Source organism: Paenibacillus sp. FSL R7-0179, assembly GCF_038002265.1.
Classification (GTDB): Bacteria; Bacillota; Bacilli; order Paenibacillales; family Paenibacillaceae; genus Paenibacillus_AQ.
Genome location: NZ_JBBOCC010000002.1, coordinates 1198540 through 1214217, shown reverse-complemented (window position 1 = coordinate 1214217; position 15678 = coordinate 1198540). Strand labels below are relative to the sequence as shown.

Genomic DNA, 15678 nt, shown 5'->3' with positions numbered 1-15678 from the left:
GTCTAACATGGACGGTGAGGCCGTTTTGGCATGGGCGGGGGTGCTGTGTGGCTGGCAGGTTACATTTTTTTGTTTTGAGATTCTTCCCAAGCTTGGTATAATAAATAGATTATAGTTTTCTTAATCTAGTGTATTCTCATCCGAGATCGGTGAAGGAGATATTCATGTCTATCGTAAAAATCTTTTCAGACAGCACTTCCGATTTGCCGCAAGGCTGGAAGGACACGTATGATATCGGCATTGTTCCGTTATATGTCGTCTTTGAGGATGGCACATTCAAGGATGGGGTAGAGATTACCCCTGAGGAAGTGTACCGCAGGGTGGCCGCAAGAGGCGCTCTGCCCAAGACAGCCGCCCCTTCCCCCGGTGACTTCATCACTGCTTTTCAGCCGGTGATCGACAGCGGCCATGATATCGTATACATCAGTCTGTCGTCTGCTCTATCCTCTACATATCAGAATGCACTGCTGGCAGCGGGTGAATTCCCGGAGGGCCGGGTGCATGTCGTCGATTCTGAGACCTTATGCGGCGGAATCGCGCTGCTGGTCATGAAGGCTGCCCGTGCCGCAGCCACGGGCGAGAGCGCTGCCAACATCGCAGCGATGATTACCGAAGCCCGCAGCCGGGTGGAATCGGAATTCGTGGTCGACACGCTGGACTACTTATACATGGGCGGACGCTGCTCAGGGATGCAGAACTTCATCGGCAGCCTGCTGAAGATCCGTCCGGTTCTGCGGCTGGTGGACGGAGCCATTGTTCCTGTTGCCCGCATCCGCGGCAAGAAGGAGAAAGCGGTGGAACAGATGCTCCATCATGCGCTGGCCAATGCAGCTGTCATGGACACAGAGCTGCTGATTGTCGCCCATACACTGGCCGATGAGGACGCCAAGTATCTTGAGGCTGCGCTGCGCGAGCAGACCCGCGTCTCTGAGATCGCTGTCATTCATGCCGGCTGTGTCATCGGGAGCCACTGTGGACCTGCTACGGTGGGTCTGATGTATATGCGCTAAAGCTGTACGCTCACAGATCGCATGTGGCCCCACTTGCCTCACAATTGCGCAATGTAATCGGTTTTTCGATTACATTTGGCTCACTTGCCTCACGATTGCGCAATGTAATCGGTTTTCCGATTACATTTGGCTCACTTGCCTCACAATTGCGCAATGTAATCGGTTTTCCGATTACATTTGGCTCACTTGCCTCACAATTGCGCAATGTAATCGGTTTTTCGATTACATTTGGCTCATGTGCCACGGTGACAGCAGCAGGTCCCCAAATGGAGACCTGCTGTTTTTTTGCTGGATACTATTAAGTTGTCCTATCAAGATATAACGTTCTCACCGGCCCCTCGGCCGCATCAGCAACCAGCGTGTAAAATTCGGGGAATCTCGGATCTTCGGCGCTTGGGATTTCTTCGAAGGCGCGGATCGATAACCCTTGGGAAGCTATGGAGGTTAAGATATCCCCCAGCGTCCAGCTACGTGTCACCACCTGTGGCAGCCCGGCACGTTCCTCTTCAGGAAGCAGCTTCGCAAAAGCAACCTCCCCTGTTCTAAGCGTATCGTCAAAATAATTGCCTGTGGGATGCTGAAGCGTCTTAGTATTCAGCCATGCCCTGGCGAACGGATGGAAATCGGTCAGCAGAAGCCGGCCTCCTGGCTTCAGTCTTCTGCGGACCAAGGCAAACACCGCATTTAAATCAGTGAAAAAATGCAAAATCCCAAACTCCATCAGCACTACATCGAACGTTCCTAAGGCTTCTTCTTCGGGGATATTCATGGCGTCTGCACAGATGTAATTCAGCTTCACCCCTGCCGACTCCGCTACTTCACAGGCGTATATACGGTTCTCTTCCGAAATGTCTACAACCGTGGCTTCAGCTCCCAGAAGAGCGAAGCAAATAGCCTTCCTGCCGTGAGAGCCAAGCAGATTCAACACCTTCAAGCCTGACGGATCGCCCGTGTACTTAAGCCAATACCGCAGCGTATGTACGGGGTCCTGCTGCAGCTGCACTGCAAGCTCCTCAGGTGAACCATGGTACTGCGTCCAAGCCTGATAGGCTTTTGTCTCCCAAGCTGCCTTATTCGTACGTGACATCTGCTCTTGCATGTTACTCCCCCTTGTAAGAAGAATTTGGAAATGGCACTTTCTGATTTTACTATAATCTGTTTATAATGCAACAAGCAGAAATCCAATGCTTTGCGCTACCCATGTCTCAGAGTGGATACAACGAACAGAAATAACCCGCTCCCACTGTATCTTGGAGAACGGGTTGTCTGGCTTGATCGTTGAGAACACAGTTGCTTGACTGGATATATGTGAACACAAGAATAGAAGTGAGCGTCAGCCCCCGGCTAAGCCTCAGGAGGGTATCTCAGGCTCCGGCTCTTCCTTCATAAAAGGCAGCATAAACCGGAAGATCGATCCCCGCTCCTCCTCGCTCTCCACGAAAATCGTTCCGCCCATCAGCTCCACGAGCTGCTTGCAGATAGCAAGCCCCAGTCCGGTTCCGCCGTATTTGCGGTTAATGGACGGATGCAGCTGGGAGAAGGACTGGAAGAGCAGATTCAGCTTGCTGTCGGCAATGCCTACTCCGGTATCGCGGACCGAGAACTCCAGCAGATATTCCGGTGAGGCGGGCAGCGGGATGTTCTTGACTGACAAGGTGACACTGCCCCGATCGGTGAATTTCAGCGCGTTGCCAACCAGATTGACGATAATCTGGCGCAGCCGGCTCGGATCGGTCGTGACAATGTCTGGCACAGTGGTATCTGCCCACCAGCGCAGGGAGAGCTTCTTCTCCTCTGCCTTGGGAGTGAACAGATCAATGATGCCCTCCAGCATCTCCCGCAGATCGAAGCGTTCGGATTGCAGCGGCATCTTGCCGGCCTCCATTTTGCTGAAATCGAGGATGTCATTGAGGATCTGCAGCAGACTGTAGCTGCTGCTGCGCAGAATCTCGGCGTAGCTGCGCTGTTCCTCCCCAAGCTCGGTCTCCAGCAGCAGGTCGGCCATGCCGATCATTCCGTTCATCGGCGTGCGGATCTCATGACTCATCATCGCCAGGAAATCCGACTTGGCCTGTGCAGCCCGCTCTGCCGATTCCTTGGCGCGGAGAATTTCCCGCTCGTTCGTAATATCGCTGAAGGAAATAACCACACCGCAAATCATCCCCCGGTCCAGCAGCGGAGCGATCCGGTAATTCACGAAGAAGCTGGTTCCATCCTTGCGCCAGAAGACTTCATCCGCCATGCTGCGGGTAACTCCGTCTTGCAGGGTACGCATAATGGGGCACTCCAGCAGAGAATGGCGGGGCGCGCCTCCATGCAGGGAATGGATCATCTCCATCATCGGCAGCCCGGTCAACTCTGACGGCTTGTAGCCCAGCATCTCTGCCCCTTCACGGTTAATGAAGATGGTCCTGCCCAGGTTGTCCAGGCCGAAAATTCCGGCAGAGACAGAGTTCAGAATGAGACTGAGCCGTTTGTCCTCAGCCATCTCGAAGATGAATTCAGCCTGCGGCTGCTCATCGTCATCCTTCGTGGCAGCCATTTCATCTGCATACACAAAATCCCCGTCTCCTGCCTGCACAGTCTGCTCAGCGCCTGCCGCAAGTCTGCTGCTCATGCTCACCCAGCTACACAGCAGACTCGAAAGAGGCCGGTTCCCGGGATCATGGAGGATAGCGAATACACCGGCAATGCCTTCGTCTGTGTGAAGCGGCACATAGCTTACCGTAATAACTGCACGCTCGGCACCTCCCATACCAGTACTTCCAGCACTAGCACTTCCCGCACTTCCAGCACCAGCACTTACCACACTTCCAGTACCGCCGGCCCCTCTGCCCGTCCCTTCGTTTCCTTCCGCGGCTTCCACAGCCAGCTCGAAGCTCGATGTAATCCCGGCCAGAGCAGATGCGAAATGAGCCTCTCCGGGCGGATGCATCCGGCATTCGTTCAGTCTGTCTGCCTCCTCGGCACTTAACATCCGGTTGCTGTCCCTGTACCGCCCCTGCCTGTCCAGCACAATGATGAAGTCTGGATGATGATCGAACAACGCTCTATACGTACTTTCGCCTGACAGTGCGTTGTCCAGAATAGAAGCCCAGTCTTTAAGCATAGCCCACCTCCTCTGCTGTTGCTTCAACTATGCTATAGCTAGCGTCCGAAGACTGCAGAAACGCTCTGATTATGTAGAACTCTCTGAATTAGTTCCTATTATAGCAAAAAAAACGTAAGCGGTCGCCAGAAAAACATCGCACTGGGGCAGACTGTGCAACGACAAAAACAGTGCAAGTCCTGCTGGAGGAACGCACTGTTCACTTCATTTCCAGGAGAGAAACGGCTTCGATTCCGGCAGCCTCAGCTTACATCCTGATGCTCGATTTTGCGGATCGAGAGATAGGCAATGAACGCACCGGCCAGGGCAAGCGTGATCGATATTTCGAGCAGGTTGCCCATTCGGAAGTTCCCGAAGCCCGAGGAGATCAGCATTACAATCAGCACAGCGGAGACAATCGTGGCCGATACAGATTTACGGCGCATCCCGAAGAATAACGGAATCAGTCCGATGCCGGCCGCATAGAGCGCATCTGTTCCAGTTGTCACCAGGTGGGTAAGCAACAGCTTCTGTGTCAGCACTCCTTGAATGACATCGGGCAGGAAATAACCGACACCTGCAAGAATACTGCTGATCACTATATTAGACAGCCAAATACTTAAGAAGGTGAATAGAAAGACAATAATCAGCTTGGCTGCCATGAGCATTTTACGCGGTACGGGGTACATGAACAGCACTGTGATTGTATTATTCTTATACTCGTCGATGACCAGCTTGCTGATCAGAACGGAGGCGAAGATGATGTAGGTCGCTTTTACAAACACAGACACCCCTTGAAATAAATCGTTATACGTCGCAAAGTCCCCTTCATTCATGCCCGTAAATGCGATTAGAAGCATGAATCCCAGAATAGCCAGGTCCGCAATCAGCACGCCCTTAAGAAAAGTGAATTTACTCTTGCGCAGCTCCAGCCGGATTAACTTAAGCATGGTTGACGCCCCCCATCAGTTCCACAAAATGATCCTCCAGCGAATGATGCTTCTTGCTCATACTCTCCAGCTCCACCTCTGCTGCGGACAGGGCCCGGCTCAGCTCAAGCTGCGGGATATCCTCGTAGACACGGATGGTCCGCGGGTCAAGCACCTTGTAATTGCGGAGGCCCAGCTTCCCCTCCAGGACGAAGACGGCCTTCGTGCACTCGCTTGTCACCAGCTCGATGTACTGGGTTTGCTGACTCCGAATCGTATCCATTGCCACCTGCTCTACCAGCACCCCTTCACGGATTACGCCGATCGTGTCGGCAATCTGCTCGATTTCGCCCAGAATGTGGCTGGAGATCAGCAGCGTCATGCCATAATCACGGCTCAGCATACGGAACACCTCGCGCAGCTCCTTGATTCCAAGCGGGTCCAGCCCGTTGATCGGTTCATCGAGGATCAGCAGCTCCGGCTTGGTCATGACCGCTCTGGCAATTCCTAATCGTTGCTTCATCCCGAGGGAGAAATTCTTCACCGGTTTGCTGTCCACCGCTCTCAGCTTCACTAATTCGAGCGCTTCCTCTATCGCGTTGGCATCATAAAAGCCCATATACTCTCCATGCAGCGCCAGATTCTCGCGGGCACTCAGCTTGTCGTAAAACACCGGGTATTCAATAATGCTGCCCATGCGCTTCAGCATATCGTAAGAGCGGTGGGTCATCTTCTCCCCGGCAAATTCAATCTCGCCCGCTGTTGGCTTCACCAGATTCGTAATCATTTTCATCACCGTTGTTTTGCCCGCGCCGTTCGGTCCTAAGAACCCGTAAATTTCACCCTGCTTAATCTCCATATTCACACTGCTCACAATTTCCTTATCCTCATAGACCTTGGTCAGATCCCATGTCCGGAGTATCATTGTCATCTTCCGTTATCCCCTTTAGCCTCGTCTTGTTCTTCCTGGTATTTATTCTACAGGGCGGAATTTGCTTTTTTCTTACTGAAATCTTACTTAATTCTTAAGAAGCTTCAGAAGGACTGTCTGGGAAAAGAGAGCGTAAATGCCGTACGCACATTCGGCTGGCTGCTCAGGGAAATGGTGCCGTTCATCTGCTCCGTCAGCCGCTTCGTAATCGTCAGCCCCAGGCCGCTGCCCTGATAGTCGCGGTTGCGCGAATCCTCCAGGGTGTACAGCCGCTCGAACACCTTATCCTCGTGGCCTTCGGCGATGCCTTTGCCCCGGTCCCACACTTCTATACAGACCCGTCCGGCATCCGCCGGGTACAGCTTCAGCCCCAGCACTCCCCCTGCATTACCATAGGTAATCGCATTGGAGAGCAGGTTCGTCAGAATCCGGTCCAGCGCCTCATCGTTGCCCATGATATGAAGCGGCTCTTCCGGGATCTCGATCTGCACATCCGTGCCGCTCTCACTAAGCAGATCATAGAAGGCCAGAATATTCCGGCGGCAGATCTCGCCCAGCTCCACCCGCGAGAGCGGGATATCCCGGTCCCCCGACTCCAGCTTGGCCAGATCGAAGAACCGGTTCATCAGCGCAATGACCTCCCCGGCCTTGGTATGAATCGTCCGCAGCATACGTTCCTGCTCTTCCTTGGATATCGCCTCATCATGCAGCAGCGTCTCAATATAACCCAACACCACCGTCAGCGGCGTCTTCAGATCATGCGACACATTCGCCAGCATTCCGCGCATGGATTGCTCCAGCTTGCTTCGCTTAGCCGCTCCCTGATGATTAACATCCAACAGCCGGTTCAGATCGGTCAGCAGCTGCTGCACCTGCGGACTGCTGCTCATCAAGAGCAGCCGCTCATGCGATCCGCCTTCTATGATACTCTCCAGCTTATGATGAATGTAGTCCAACTGGCGGGCATGCTGCCGTGAATTCAGGAACTGCAGCGTGGTGACCACAAGCAACAGTACAACCAGAACCAGCAAAAGAATGATCACAGCAGCACATCCCCCAGCTTGTAGCCGATCCCCCACAGCGTCTTGATATACTCTGGATGGGAGGGATCATCCTCGATTTTCTCGCGCAATCTGCGCATATGTACATTAATTACATTCTCATCGCCATAATAATCCTCTTCCCAGACTTGGCTGTAGATCTGAGCCTTGGTGAATACCCGGCCCGGACTGCTCACGAACAGCTTCAGGATGTGGAACTCCTTGGCGGTCAGCTTCAGCTCTTGCCCGTTCTTCCGTACGGAGAAATTATCCAGATCCACGGTCAGTCCGCGCAGCCGGGTACCCTTCGCCTTCTCCGGCTGTATCTCTCCGCCATCCTGCACCCCGCTCCCGGCAGCAGCCTGGCTGCCAGTTGCAGCATAACCTGCCCGGCGGATCGCCGCCTTCACCCGGGCTGCCAGCTCAATCATCGAGAACGGCTTCGTAATATAATCATCCGCACCGAAGCCCAGCCCCAGCGCCTTGTCCACATCGCTGTCCTTCGCCGACATAATCAGCACCGGCACAAGGCTGCCGCTCCGGATAATCTGCAGCACATCTGTACCGCTACGCTTCGGCAGCATCAGATCCAGCAGCACCAGATCGTATGTAAGCCCGCCCAGGAACTTGCTCACCGCCATATCCCCGTCATATGCGATCTCCACCTCATAGCCCTCTTTGGTCAGATAAGAACAGACCATTTCGCTGATCGCTTCATCATCCTCGATCAGCAGCACCCTCTGTTGCATAATGAACCTCCCGTAATTAACTCTGTCTACCATCTATTTGAAATTATACCCTCTGTCCGTGCCGGGTTCTAGTCATATCATCCAGTAGATGAATTCTCTGAACCTGACAGGCGGTGGTCCAGTTCCCCCTATTATAATGAGTAGTATAAACTCTTATTCAATCTGACAGACAAGGTGGTATGATCATGGCAGCCAAAACCAACAAGCAGCTCATTCTTGAATTCGAATCCTTCATCCCCTATATTCAATCGCTGGACAGCATGGAAGATGCAGACTGGGAGGCTCCGCTGGAGGCGGGAAAATGGTCCCTGCAGGATCTCCTTTGCCACATCATGCTGTGGGACAAATACTTTTATGAGGAGGCTCTGGTCAAAATCCAAGAAGGCCTGCCGCTGACAGCCGCACATCTGGACTTCAATGCATTCAATGCCAATGCGGTTCTATACGCAAGGACAGTAACCCGGCAGGAAGCCATCCAGCAATTCGTCCTGTACCGGACCAAGATTACCGGGCTTGCAGCCTCCTTCAGCGATACGGCCCTTGAACAGAATCATCCGGGTGGTGACGGCAAGAAATTCAGTATCCGCAGGTATCTGCGAGATTTCATCTCCCACGACAAGCATCACAAGAAGCAGATAGACAAGTATGCAGCATCAGTTGCGGTCACAAAAGCATAAAACTGCGGCTCCGTCTGTCCACTGAAATCTGGATAGATGGAGCCGCAGCTTTTAATTATTCTTTTGGATATAAACGATGCTTATTCCGCTGACTGTTATTGCCCGGCAACGTACCTTTCCACTTCAAGAGCAGCCAGCAGCAGCGGCGCTACACCCATAGGTACATCTGATACAACCGCTTCGGAAATGTAGTAGTCGTAGGAGCCGTTGCGGTCCTTACTGAGCCCGGCCCCATGGCAGATCTTGTGCAGATGAACGCCTTGTTCATCTTCGGTCACCAGATGCTTAAGGATTCCCTCATAGCCGTTTAGCATCGCCGCCTTGAAGGAAGGCTCCAGATAACGCAGCCGCAGGGCTTTGGCCATCGCATAGACGAACATGCAGGAGCCTGTCGCTTCGAGGTAGTTGCCCTTGCGTCCCGCCTGATCCAGCACCTGATACCAGAGGCCGCTCTCCTGATCCTGCACCTCAACCAGCGCACCGCACATCCGCTGAAAAATCCCCATCACCGTTCCGCGCTGCGGATGGGTCAGCGGGAAGTGCTCCAGGCAGTCCACGGCGGCCATCGCATACCAGCCCATCGCCCGGCTCCAGAAATGGGCCGACAATCCGGTGGAGGAATCCGCCCACTCCTGCTCCCGGGATTCATCCCAGCCGTGATAGAACAGGCCGGTACGCGGATCACGGGTTCTGCGCTCAATCAGCAGCAGCTGACGGGCAGCTTCATCGATCAGCTCCGGACGCCCGAAGACTGCCCCATATTCGGCCAGGAACGGCGAAGCCATGTATAATCCGTCCAGCCACATCTGGAAGGGATAGATTTTTTTATGCCAGAAGCCGCCTTCAGAGGTCCGGGGCTGTCCGATTAGCTGCGCTGCCAGCAGATGGGCGGCTTCTGCATAGCGCTGCTCACCCGTCTGAGCGTACAGCCAGAACAGATTCTTGCCCTGATTAATCTGATCCAGGTTATATTCCTCCAGCGAATAGGAGCGGATGCTTCCATCCTCCCCGATGAAGCTGTCCATATGCCGCTGCATGAACGAGAGGTACTCAGGCTCGTTATGCTGCATTCCCGCCCGGGCCACTGACATCAGCAGCATGCCGGGGACATATGCCCAGCGCTCCATTACATACTCGTGCTCCCCTTGTTCATTGCATTGTCCGATGAAGGTATCCGCAATTCTGCGGGATAAGCCTGTGCTTACTGCTTCTGATATAGACATCTTTATTCCTCCTGTCATTTGCGCTACCTGTTCGCCTACTCCTGCGGACCGGCAAGCTGCTTAAGCAGCCAGGCATACGCCGGTTCCCCATGAATCTCATGACCCCCTGTGAAAAAATCCGCCGCAAGCTGCCCGACATGGCCCTCTGCGGCATAGATTTGCTCTAACCGGTCCAGAGCCTGCCTCGCACCGGCTGGACCAAACAGCGGATCAGCGTCCCCCGCCTCCAGGAACAGCCCGCGCGGAGCAATCAGGCCCAGCAGATCCGGCATCTCCGCCTCCAGCAGAATGCCCGGAATATAATTGTCCAGACAATGATGCCGGGTGAGAATGCTGGCTTCGAACGTATTGGCATAGCCGCTGACCACCGCATTGCTGATCCGTTCATCCAGTGCAGCCGTGAAGCCCGCCACCAGCCCGCCGCCGGAGATGCCCATAATGCCGATCCGTTCCCCGTCAACCTCTTCCCGCTCCTGCAGATAATCCAGCGCCCGCATCGTCTCGTAGATACGGCAGCCTGCCATCGTCTGCCCTGCCATCAGCAGCGCCGAGGACAGGCGGAAGCAGGAATTACGACCAGGCTCGCCGCTGGTGAGATCCTCAGCCAGACGCCTGTCTCCGAATCCGAGTACCTCTGGAGCGGCAACGACGAAGCCTTGCTTCACCAGGGAGACGGCAAAATCCTTATGCAGACCCGGGTCCCCCGTCCGCTCCGACCCGTCCGGGTTCAAGCCGGTAATCTCGCGGCTGCCGTAGCCATGCCCGTGAATAGCCAGCACAGCCGGGCAGGGAGAGCCTGCCGGCTGCTCCGGGATCAGGAGATACAGGGCCATTCTAAGTCCTTCATAGGTGGTGATCTCGATACGTTCGCGGATGTATCCGCTGCAGACTGTCCGCTCCAGCTGTACCGGGTCAAGCGCCGCCCTCTGAGCGGGAAATCCGCCCAGCCGCTCTATGAACCTCGCTGTAAGGGATGCCTGCCACTCCGCAAAGGGGATATCCTTGCGAAAGGCAGAGGTGCGCGGTGCAGCAGCCGTCAGTTGATTGATATATTGTTCAAGTGATTCCATCGGGGAAATCCTCCAATCCTGAATTCCTGGGTCTGGGTGTACTGTAGTCCAAGCGATTAATAGCCCTCGGGATGCCAGCCGTCCAGCACAGACAGAATCCGGTACTGTGCGGCTTCCTCCGCAGTTAACTGGCGTGACCACGCCACCCGGCCTTCGGGGCAAGCACCAAGGCCGCTGCTGCCATACTCTTCATAGCGGCTGGTCTGCTCCCGGTCCGGCTGCCCCCAGTTATGCCAGCCTTCGCCGGTTACCGAGCCGTCCATCACCGTGCGGATGAAGGCGACATGTGCGTAAGGTCGCCAAGGGCGTCCGAGATAGCACTCACTTACCCCTTCGCCGCCGGTTATCCGGCAGTCCAGGAACACATAACCGAAGGCCGCTCCCTCCGGCGTTGAAGCCGCTGTGATATACCCTCTGGAACGCTTGTTGTGGAGATGACAGCGGTCAAACAACGCAGTTGCCGGACCAAAAATATAATCCACATCCCCTTCAATGTAGCAATCATCATAATATTGCCGCCCCGGCCCGGTATATAGGGTATCCTGGTCACCTAACAGACGTACACGCCGGAACACAGCCTGCCCGGCATCCACGAACGCCGCGACCGCCTGTCCGGTACCCGGGCCGGAGGTGTTGCGGATGGTCAGATTCTCGGCAGTAAAGTCTTCTGCGAACACGTTCAGTGTGCCGGTGCGGAAGGTGCGCAGCGGTTCACCGTCCGCGCCGAGCGTATGGGCATTATCATTCCATGAAACTATCGTGGAATGCTGATCCTCTCCCAGCAGCAGGATGGGCGGGGCTTCACGGGCGATCGTAACCTTTTCCTCATAGATCCCGGGCTTAATCCGTATGGTTACGGCCTGCATCTCCCCCTGAGGAATGGAATCCAGCGCCTCCTGCAGACTGCTGTATCCTTCTCCGGCATTCTTCGAGACTATAATTAACATGGACGGCTCCTTTCACAGCAACCTGAATGTATTCTATAATAACTCTAACAGCTTCCAGGAGAAGAGGAGATGTATGAACAGCGTATCTGGCCCTAATCCCAAATATCATCTTGAAGACGGACGCTTCAGCATCCAGCATATGAAACGTAAAGGCATCACTGCGATGCCGCGCCCCCACAGCCATGAATGGACTGAGCTGTATTACCTGACGGACGGGGAGCGTGTATATTTCGTAGACGACCGGGTGGTTACGGTTCACAAAGGCGAGCTGATTCTGATTCCCGGCCGCGAGCTTCATTCCACGGCAAGCTCAGAGAAGGCGGAGTTCGAGCGGATTCTGATCAACTATGACCCGCTGCTGCTGCCCCCGGTACTGAGGAACGAGCAGCAGTGGTTCCAGAGCCACCGCTACCGCTTGTTCCGGCTGACCCTGCGCGAGCAGAATGAAGCGGAGTCCCTGCTAAACCGCATGCTGGAGGAATCCCGTATCCGGCGGCCCTTGTACGAAGTCAGTGTCACTGCTCTATTGACCGAGCTGATGATTCTGCTCCAGCGTTCGGAGAGTACGGCCCAGGCTGGCGGCACCCGTCATCCGCTGCACCATCTGGTAACCGATGTCGCCACTTATATCCGCGCCCATTACCGGGAAGCGCTTACGCTGGAAGAGACCGCCAAGGACTTTTTCATCAGTCCCTCTTATTTGAGCCGGGTATTTCATCGCCTGACCGGCTTTCATTTCCGGGAATATATCGTCCATATCAGGGTCCGCGAGGCCCAGCGCCTGCTGGCCGGAACCCCCGCCAGAATCCAGGAGATCGCAGGGGCAGTCGGCTTCGAGCATCTGTCCCATTTCAATAAAACTTTCAAAAAATCAACCGGCCTGACCCCGCTCCAGTACCGCAAGGAAGCGGGAGCGCAGCCTGCGCCGGAGTCCTAAGGTTAAAGCTCTGTGATGGCCAGCTCTCCTGAACGGACAAGCTCCACATCACTGCACTTATGCATCTGTACCTGCGGCTCCTCCTGCGTCTGCAGCCTGATCCGGTCCAGCTTCAGCCCTGCTGCATGGCGCAGGATGATGCCCCGCCTGCTTATGGCGCTGAAGTTCTCCACCGTAAGCGCAGCAAGCGGCATTTCCGGTAACCCGTTCACGAGCAGCGCGGTTGCCGCCCCGTGGCAGGCCATATTCCGCAGCGTGATGTTACGGAACTGCGGAGTCTCCTCCGTGACCGGAACCTCTTGCTCGTCATAGCCCTCAGACCCCTCCACCCCGGCATAGAACAGGTGGAAGGATACCGCTTCATGGACGATGCCTGACATCTGAATATTTTCCACCAGGATATCCTCTACTACGCCGCCTCTTCCCCGGGTACTCTTGAAGCGCAGCCCGATGTCCGTACCCATGAATACGCAGTCGTTCACCCGGACCGCATGCACACCGCCCGACATTTCACTGCCGATCACTACCCCGCCATGTCCGTGATAGACCGTACAATGGCGGATCGTAATGTACCTGCAGGCTCTTCCTGCCCGGCGGCCTTCCTCATCCTTGCCCGATTTCAGGCAGATGGCATCGTCGCCTACATCGAACCTGCAATGCTCCACCAGCGCATGTGTACATGACTCCAGATCCAGCCCGTCCCCGTTCTGGGAGAACCACGGATTACGGACCTGAATATGTCTGATCGTAACCTGCTCACAGCCCATGGGATGCAGACACCAGGCAGGAGAATTCTGAAAGGTCGGCCCCTCCAGCAGCACTCTCCGACAATTCCGCAGGCTCAGCAGCGCAGGACGCAGGTACGCACGGGCAGGGAGATAGGCCTCCATTGCAGTCTCACCGTTATCCTTCAGCTGCAGAACATCAGCTTCTCCCGCAAGCGCTTCCTTGGAAGGCCACCAGATCTCACCCTGTTCATCCAAGGCTCCCCCGGAGGCAAGCAGGCTATTCCACTCCAGTTCCGTCCGCTTGAAGCGTTTCACCGGACGCCAGGCCTCACCGCTGCCATCGAAGATACCTTCACCGGTAATGGCTACATCGCTCAGATCCTCCCCATCCAGCGGAGCCTGGCAGCGCCAGCCGGCAGTCCCTTCGTAATGGGAGAACAGCAGCGGATATAGATTGTAGTCGGGTTCAAAGCATACAAGCGCCCCCCGCTCAGCACACAGATTGATCCGGCTGTGCAGCGTCAGCGGCCCGGTGCGCCAGACTCCCGGCGGGATAATTACCGTTCCTCCTCCCGCAGCTGCGCAGGCATCCAGAGTATCCTGTATAGCAGACGTACACACCAGCCCTTCAGCTTCTGCTCCATAGTCTGTAATACGGAAAGTGTGCTTCGGAATCTGTGGCAACTCCGGGATTGGATAAGCTGCGGAATCATGTATTGTTCTCATCGTATTCCTCCTTCAGTGTCTATTCAAGCTCTTCATAGCTGAACCAGCCGAAATCCGCAACATTGCTGCTCTGCGCTCCACCCGCACTGGCGTACATTCCGATATAGGCCCCTGTAAAACCTCCAGCCCAATCCGTGCTCAGCACCCGGCCGTCAGCCCGTTCATGCAGTGCGGTCCAGGTGTCAGAATCTGCGGCTCTATAATAAAAGCTGTAATCCTGCCCCCGGGCTTCTACTTTAAGCTGTACCGTATCCAGCGCATACGGCGCAGAGGCCAGCAATTGCTCAGCTCCTCTGCTGCGGACGGTCAGCTTCAGCAGCTGCCCTCCATCCTCTGCCACCCGTTCATAGCGGAAGTGGTTGTCCGCATTCTGGAGCAGGGCCAGTCCGGCGCTCTCGCCTGCGGCCTCCGGCTGGAAGCGCATCTCCGCTGCGGCTTTGAAGCTGAGATGCTGCTGCCGTCTTCCGATATAAGCCGGATTGCCGGTTTCCGCCAGCACCTCCGGCTTCAGCCGCAGCCGCAGATGTCCCGGATGCTCGCTGAGGCTCCAGAATTCGCCGCGCGGCGTGCGCAGGAAGTTCCAGACCGGGCTAAGCTCCCCGGCAGTAAAATCATCCCGCACCGGCAGCAGCGGCCACTGCGTCACCGGCAGATCTGGCGCCGGCCCCTCAAGCTCAAGGACGCCCTTGCCGGGATTCACTACCGGCCATTCGTCCTCCCACTTGACCGGAGTCAGAAAGGTCTCCCGGCCCAGGTTGCGGTAATATCCCCCGCAGGTCCGGGAGGCCAGACAGAGCATCCACCACTCCCCGTGCTGCGTCTCCACAAGCTCCCCGTGGCCCGTATTCACGATGGGATACTCCCTGCCGAGATGGCGGTGGGTCAGAATCGGGTTGGCCCGATATCCCTCATAGGGCCCCGTCACGTTCCGGCTTCTGGCAACCGTCACCGCATGGGTATGGCCGGTGCCGCCCTCAGCGGTCAGCAGATAATACCAGCCTCCGATGAAATACAGATGCGGCCCTTCCTGGGCATGTGCAGTCTTCAGTGCACCTTGCCAGAGGCTGTGCTTCGGACCGGTGAGTCTGCCCTGCGCCAGATCAATTTCCTGCAGCCAGATATCCATATGCTTCGGATAATCCTGGCCTTCGGGAGGCACACGGTTACCGGTGTAATATACCTTCCCGTCTTCATCGAAGAACAGGGAGGGATCAATGCCGGGCGCGTCCTCCAGCCAGACAGGATCTGACCACTCTCCCGCCGGATCAGCGGAGGTTACGTAGAAATTATGCGATTCCTTGTGATTATCAACAAACGTCGTGATCATATAAAAGAGACCCTGATGGTACCGGAGGGTCGGCGCCCAAATCCCCCTCGACGGAAGAATCCCGTCCAGATTGAGCTGGGACGGACGGTCCAGCACATGGCCCAGCTGGCGCCAGTGGACAAGGTCCCTGCTGTGAAAAACCGGAACTCCGGGATAGAATTCAAAGCTTGAAGTGACCAGATAATAATCCTCCCCGACACGGATGGCCGAAGGATCAGGGTAGAAGCCCGGGAGCACCGGATTACGGAATGTTCTCAAATTCGAAGTCCTCCTTTACGCGGACGATAGGTACGAAT

Annotated in this window: 14 protein-coding genes; 3 read left to right on the top strand and 11 right to left on the bottom strand. The window is 55.6% G+C overall.

Annotated features, from left to right (window positions below; translation table 11 throughout):
• Positions 1–164: 164 nt before the first annotated feature.
• Positions 165–1010 carry a DegV family protein gene (locus tag MKX63_RS21755; RefSeq protein ID WP_341019991.1) on the top strand — a complete coding sequence of 282 codons (846 nt, stop codon included), beginning with the start codon at positions 165–167 and terminating at the stop codon, positions 1008–1010.
• A gap of 298 nt (positions 1011–1308) precedes the next feature.
• Here the strand turns inward: MKX63_RS21755 and MKX63_RS21750 are convergent, their stop codons facing one another.
• The 6 genes from MKX63_RS21750 to MKX63_RS21725 form a co-directional block, all read right to left on the bottom strand.
• A complete protein-coding gene (locus MKX63_RS21750; RefSeq protein WP_341019990.1) occupies positions 1309–2109 on the bottom strand; it encodes a class I SAM-dependent methyltransferase in 801 nt (266 codons plus the stop codon).
• A 252-nt stretch (positions 2110–2361) separates the two neighbouring features.
• The gene (locus MKX63_RS21745; RefSeq protein ID WP_341019989.1) at positions 2362–4119 is read right to left on the bottom strand and encodes a PAS domain-containing sensor histidine kinase; all 1758 of its coding nucleotides are present in this window, start codon (positions 4117–4119) and stop codon (positions 2362–2364) included.
• Positions 4120–4361: 242 nt separating this feature from the next.
• Positions 4362–5048, bottom strand: coding sequence for an ABC transporter permease (locus MKX63_RS21740; RefSeq protein WP_341019988.1), 687 nt, complete (start codon positions 5046–5048; stop codon positions 4362–4364).
• A complete protein-coding gene (locus tag MKX63_RS21735) occupies positions 5041–5958 on the bottom strand; it encodes an ABC transporter ATP-binding protein (protein WP_341019986.1) in 918 nt (305 codons plus the stop codon). The genes MKX63_RS21740 and MKX63_RS21735 overlap by 8 nt, the downstream gene beginning before the upstream one ends.
• Positions 5959–6062: 104 nt before the next feature.
• Positions 6063–7001 (bottom strand): sensor histidine kinase, encoded by a 939-nt coding sequence (locus MKX63_RS21730; RefSeq protein WP_341019985.1) that lies wholly within the window; start codon positions 6999–7001, stop codon positions 6063–6065.
• Positions 6998–7747, bottom strand: coding sequence for a response regulator transcription factor (locus MKX63_RS21725; RefSeq protein ID WP_341019984.1), 750 nt, complete (start codon positions 7745–7747; stop codon positions 6998–7000). The genes MKX63_RS21730 and MKX63_RS21725 overlap by 4 nt, the downstream gene beginning before the upstream one ends.
• 185 nt (positions 7748–7932) lie before the next feature.
• On the opposite strand from MKX63_RS21725, the gene MKX63_RS21720 reads away from it, so the two are divergent.
• The gene (locus MKX63_RS21720) at positions 7933–8424 is read left to right on the top strand and encodes a DinB family protein (RefSeq protein WP_341019982.1); all 492 of its coding nucleotides are present in this window, start codon (positions 7933–7935) and stop codon (positions 8422–8424) included.
• A gap of 95 nt (positions 8425–8519) precedes the next feature.
• On the opposite strand, the gene MKX63_RS21715 is transcribed toward MKX63_RS21720, so the two are convergent.
• From MKX63_RS21715 to MKX63_RS21705, 3 genes are read right to left on the bottom strand one after another with little or no spacing between them, the layout of a single operon-like run.
• The gene (locus MKX63_RS21715; protein ID WP_341019981.1) at positions 8520–9647 is read right to left on the bottom strand and encodes a glycoside hydrolase family 88/105 protein; all 1128 of its coding nucleotides are present in this window, start codon (positions 9645–9647) and stop codon (positions 8520–8522) included.
• Between the two features lie 35 nt (positions 9648–9682).
• Positions 9683–10717, bottom strand: a complete 1035-nt coding sequence (locus MKX63_RS21710) for a dienelactone hydrolase family protein (protein ID WP_341019980.1) — start codon at positions 10715–10717, stop codon at positions 9683–9685.
• Between the two features lie 56 nt (positions 10718–10773).
• A complete protein-coding gene (locus MKX63_RS21705) occupies positions 10774–11664 on the bottom strand; it encodes a pectinesterase family protein (RefSeq protein ID WP_341019978.1) in 891 nt (296 codons plus the stop codon).
• 73 nt (positions 11665–11737) lie between these two features.
• Here MKX63_RS21705 and MKX63_RS21700 point away from each other — a divergent pair, with 73 nt between their 5' ends.
• Entirely contained in the window at positions 11738–12601 is an 864-nt protein-coding gene (locus tag MKX63_RS21700) for an AraC family transcriptional regulator (RefSeq protein ID WP_341019977.1), read from the top strand.
• Between the two features lie 2 nt (positions 12602–12603).
• On the opposite strand, the gene MKX63_RS21695 is transcribed toward MKX63_RS21700, so the two are convergent.
• Together MKX63_RS21695 and MKX63_RS21690 are read right to left on the bottom strand one after the other, a co-directional pair.
• Positions 12604–14055, bottom strand: coding sequence for a glycoside hydrolase family 28 protein (locus MKX63_RS21695; RefSeq protein WP_341019976.1), 1452 nt, complete (start codon positions 14053–14055; stop codon positions 12604–12606).
• A 19-nt stretch (positions 14056–14074) separates the two neighbouring features.
• The gene (locus tag MKX63_RS21690) at positions 14075–15640 is read right to left on the bottom strand and encodes a glycoside hydrolase family 43 protein (RefSeq protein ID WP_341019974.1); all 1566 of its coding nucleotides are present in this window, start codon (positions 15638–15640) and stop codon (positions 14075–14077) included.
• Positions 15641–15678 lie beyond the last annotated feature (38 nt).